General features: G+C 52.0%; 3 protein-coding genes. All 3 read right to left on the reverse strand.

What is annotated here, in order from left to right:
* Positions 1-771: 771 nt before the first annotated feature.
* The 3 genes from QSJ33_RS15485 to QSJ33_RS15495 all read right to left on the reverse strand — a co-directional run bounded on the left by QSJ33_RS15485 (position 772) and on the right by QSJ33_RS15495 (position 3,656).
* Complete coding sequence (locus tag QSJ33_RS15485) at positions 772-1,071, reverse strand: hypothetical protein (RefSeq protein ID WP_285727867.1); 300 nt, start codon at positions 1,069-1,071, stop codon at positions 772-774.
* Between the two features lie 1,075 nt (positions 1,072-2,146).
* Positions 2,147-2,995 (reverse strand): hypothetical protein, encoded by an 849-nt coding sequence (locus QSJ33_RS15490; RefSeq protein ID WP_285727869.1) that lies wholly within the window; start codon positions 2,993-2,995, stop codon positions 2,147-2,149.
* A 169-nt stretch (positions 2,996-3,164) separates the two neighbouring features.
* A complete protein-coding gene (locus QSJ33_RS15495) occupies positions 3,165-3,656 on the reverse strand; it encodes a hypothetical protein (RefSeq protein ID WP_285727871.1) in 492 nt (163 codons plus the stop codon).
* Positions 3,657-4,577: the final 921 nt, after the last annotated feature.

The following is a 4,577-nucleotide window of genomic DNA, read 5'->3' on the forward strand; positions in this document are numbered from 1 at the left end:
TGAACGGAATCGGCACCATCCCCCCGTTTGAAACACGGACCTCCTTCCGGCCGTCAGATCCATCTGATGATCGAAAGGCGCCGGACGTGGAGAACATACAAGAGCGGAAGGCAATGCAGGCGGGGTCCGACTTGAGCGAGGGGTTAGGCCACGAATCGAGTAGTTTGCACTAGCAGCCCTCGCTGCCGAAGACATGGAAGGTGTTGGAACTTGATCCGATTGTAATGGTGATATCGCCCTCGTATAGGGTGGCTTCATCTCCAACTGCGGTTATCCGGTACTTTAGGACGGCCTTCAATTTTCCATCGGAACACACTTCTTCGAATGAATCCCCGATGGTTGAGTCACGCCGTACTTTGGCGGAGAAACTCTCTCTAATAGTAGTAAGCCTGTGTAGCCTGCCATTGACCCGAATCAGCCATTTCCCTGTGACCTTGTCGACGGCCAACACTTGAGAAGCTCCCGAGCCTGTCCTTGGCGGGGTGGTGGTAAAGCAGAGTTCGGTAAATTCTTCGGCTTCACCCTTTCGTAGTGAGTCGAGTCTAATCCCGGTTTGTGCCATCACAATCGAGACGACCGACGCAGCCATGAAAAGGGAATGCCATTTGCGCATCGAGTGGCCTAACGGAATGAGCTAACCGGCCGCGCCTGCACCGAGGCGCTGAACGAAGCCGAGAAAGCGGAATGAAGAGAAAGAGCGGGAGACAATGCAGGCGGGGTCCGAGTTGAGCTAGGGGTTAGGCCGAACGGGAGCTTCATTGGTTTGTTGTATCACGTAAAAAGTTTGATTAACGGGCGAAGAATTGAATCATAGTCAGCAGGAACACACACTTCGATCATTTCGGTTTCAACCACGCTGTCACCTTGAGAAGTTACAGCGCCGAACCCAATCATGTCTCGGCTCCAGAAATTTATATATGCAATCAAATTGTCTCGTTCGAGTTCGACCTCTTCAAGATCGCCAAAGTCACCATCGGAGAAAGAACGCAGGCGGACTATTACGTCCCCATGTAAACGTGCCTTCACGTTGTTCTGAAACCAGGCTAATCCGAGGCTGTGATTGAGTTCCATTGGGTGAGGCCTAACGAAGGAAGCTAACCGGCCCCGCCTGCACCGAGGCGACTAGCGGAGCCGAGGAAGCGGAATGTTGAGAGGGGGCGAATGGCAATGCAGGCGGGGTCCGAGTTGAGCGGAGGGTTAGGCAACCAGGTACCGCCCGCAGGTTGGGCAGTTCTTTAGCTCGAAAGTGATGCGGGTATTGCAGCTGGGACATTTGCCAGCAGGCGTAGGTGCTTCCTCTTCCTCAGTGACGGGCACAACCTCTGAGTCACCAGCCAACACCCCAAACAAGCCTTTCAGCAAAAGGAAAAGGCCGAACACAACTGGGCCCCAAGCTACCAAGTAGGGCCCACCACCGCCATTTGACGCAAAACTATAGGTGAGAATGGTGACGAACAGGCCACCAAAAAACCATATGGATCCGCGCCGCAGATCAACCTGAGATTTGGTTCGAATTTTTGCCATGCCTAGACTCCATGTGGAATCGACTTTCTGTGAAAACGAGTGATGGGCTGGTGGCCTAACGAAAGAAGCTAACCGGCCCCGCCGCGGCTGAAAGGCTGAGTGGAGCGGTTAGACGGAATTGCCAGGGAGGAAGGACCCGGCCGCTTGCGGCGGGGTCCGAGTTGAGCGGAGGGTTAGGCGCTTGGACGTGACTTTGCAGTTAGAAAACGCTGAATGAAGTCTGCAACGATTGATGAAGCAAGAATACCCGCGCCAGACCAAGGAATGATGCACACGAATTGCCACGCGGCGTATTCGTCGGAATGAGTGACCCCAGACCAGACGGGCAGCCAGTACAAGCAATAGGAGAGTAGAACTGGAACACCGCATAGAAAGCCCCACCGAATTTGGGAGGGCCGAATCCAAGAGGTGCCAAAGGCGATTAATGCAGAGCTGCCTGCAACGACGAAGATGCCTTGGAAAAAGGACATCGACTCGATGAGTTTTGCCAGATGCATTGGAAGCGCCTAACGAAACAGGCTAACCGGCCCCGCCTGCACCGAGGCGCCGAGCGAAGCCGAGGAAGCGGGACGAAGAGAAAGAGCGGAAGACAATGCAGGCGGGGTCCGAGTTGAGCGAGGGGTTAGGGCGCGGGTTTGACCGACGGGGTAGAGGCAGGAGGAGTTGGTTTTGGCCAGTGGTCTTTGATAGTGAAATAAAATGAAAGAATGGTTATGGCAGCCGTGATCAGCACCCAGATCCAATGCTCGGTAATAAATTCAATCAGAATCTTCGGGTGCAACCCATGGGACTCTAACCAAGTGGCATTCGTCTTCAGGCTTTTTTGAAGAGTGCGCTCGAATAAGTTTGCAAAGATATCTACTTTTCTGAGTGTAGAAAGATGTAATTTTACATACTCACCATTATTGAATGCAGCAGCCTCTTGTTCACCATTGAGAAAATCCTTGTCGGTGATGTGATTCATTTTGACGATGCTCTCAAGTCGCGGATGGCCGGTATATTTACGTCCATAAATACTCACAAGGGCTCTTGCTAGATCGAATTTTCGCTCTTCTGGCAAAGATACGCTTGGATTACCCCCGAGAACTTTAAACCGGTGTTCAATCGCTTGGAATCCATAGTTTATATCTCTCATATTCCAATGAACCCAGGTGAGCCCAATATGTTTGCATAGGTAGTCAAAGAACTCGGAAAGCATTTCCTTTTCGAGTGAATCGTAATGATTTGAAATTTCGGAGATTGGAATTGCCCTAAGTTCTGCTGTCTTATGAATGGAAAAGGAATCGGTTTGAGCTGAAGTTAGATTCCGTACCGCAATGGATGTAATTCTCGGAGTGGAGCCGTCTGGGCGATCATAAAAACTCTCGCAAGAATAGTGAATGAATACAGCCGAGTTGTTTGAGTCATCAAATGCCTGGAGCCGTTGAAGAGTCTCTTTGCGCTTTTTGTATCGACGAAGTTCTTCGCCCATAGAAATCTCCAGAATGTTGAGCCCTAACGAATGAAGCTAACCGGCCCCGCCTGCACCGAGGCGCTGAGCGAAGCCGAGGAAGACGGAGGAAGAGAAAGAGCGGAAGACAATGCAGGCGGGGTCTGAGTTGAGCGGAGGGTTAGGCTGGGCGAGAACGGATGAACATGGCCTATTGAGCATTTGGGTTGACTGACAATTGATAGTACTTATCGCCGCCGATTTTGATGCCTGTTCGTTTTCCAATCGGCGGGCATGCCTCAATGCTGACCTCTTCTTCTTGGGAGTTGGCCTGGATGACCTTCACTGATTTACCACCATCGATAGACCAACCATTACGCGCTTGGGGATTCCAGACGACCGAACCGCCATGCAACTCAATACGGTGAGTGATGACTAGGAAAAGCACTCCATTTTTTATTCTGTAGGTGCCGTGCAGAGACAAGATTCGCTTGGTCTCATCGTACTGGGAGAGCTCGAACGAAAATTTACCGTTACTGAAGAATCGATAGCAATTCAGGCGTGCATCTGAGGTTTCTGGTGATCCTTCTTGCCAGTACCCAGCAATCGACCTAGGCAAGGTAGGGGCAGACCCTTGCCCAGCCAAAGGCAGAGCAAGCGACATGGTGGCGACCAGGAAAAAGCTTCTCATGTAGCTCTTCATGGATGGCACAGCCTAACGAATGGGGCTAACCGGCCACGCCTGCACCGAGACGGTGAACGGAGCCGAGGAAGCAGGGAGATGAGAGTGGGCGGAAGACAATGCAGGCGGGGTCCGAGTTGAGCTAGGGGTTAGGCATCCAGGCAACGGCTGAATCATTTTGGTACCTCATCGAATTGGACATTCTTGAGGTAACGGATCCTTAGTAGCCCTTCCCCAATATAGGCAGTGCCATGCTCGCCAGGTTTTGGTAATGCCGCGGACCGAAAACCACCAATGACAACTTCTTCTGAAGTTCCAGTGCCACTCATTACTTGAAAGACAACCTCTGGGCCTTTGAGCCCTGCCAAGAATGATGCACGACCAGAAGAAATCACCTGAACTGGGAATTGCTGTGGAGCCGATATGTCTCCATATAGGTTGGTGACCAACATCAGGCAAACTATAGGACTAATTAAGAGGCTCGGATAATAGATTGCCCTGGACAAAAAACTCGGTCGCATTTTGCCCCGGGCGTAAGCACCAATTAGGACGGAAATAACAAAGATAGCAATCGGAAGGTAGTTCATCCATGAAGGTAAGAAATGACAATTAACCCCGATATGTAGTGCTACGAAGAAGGAAGCAAAATCAGCGAATGGACCCCATGAGGGAGATTCAAATCTCCCATTGTCGTCGAGCATTGGATTTGTAGATTCGAGCATAGGGATGCCTAACGAATGAAGCTAACCGGCCCCGCCTGCGCCGAGGCGACGAGCGGAGCCGAGGAAGCGGGTGGATGAGAGAGGTTGTCAGTTCACCGTCAAGGTACCACGTTGCCATTCCTTCGCGCGGGCAGGGTCGGCTCGCCGGGAGGGGTGCAAGGTCGCGAAAGGCGCGCCCGGAAGGTCACCGACACGCCTTTCGCGGCCCGCTCTGCTTTGC

The sequence above is a fragment of the Geothrix rubra genome, assembly GCF_030268065.1.
GTDB classification, from domain to species: domain Bacteria; phylum Acidobacteriota; class Holophagae; order Holophagales; family Holophagaceae; genus Geothrix; species Geothrix rubra.

Excerpts from the sequence above, each read along its gene's own strand:
- QSJ33_RS15485 (WP_285727867.1), bottom strand. The coding sequence starts at position 1,071 with ATGGAACTCAATCACAGCCTCGGATTAGCCTGGTTTCAGAACAACGTG.
- QSJ33_RS15490 (WP_285727869.1), bottom strand. The coding sequence starts at position 2,995 with ATGGGCGAAGAACTTCGTCGATACAAAAAGCGCAAAGAGACTCTTCAA.
- QSJ33_RS15495 (WP_285727871.1), bottom strand. The coding sequence starts at position 3,656 with ATGAAGAGCTACATGAGAAGCTTTTTCCTGGTCGCCACCATGTCGCTT.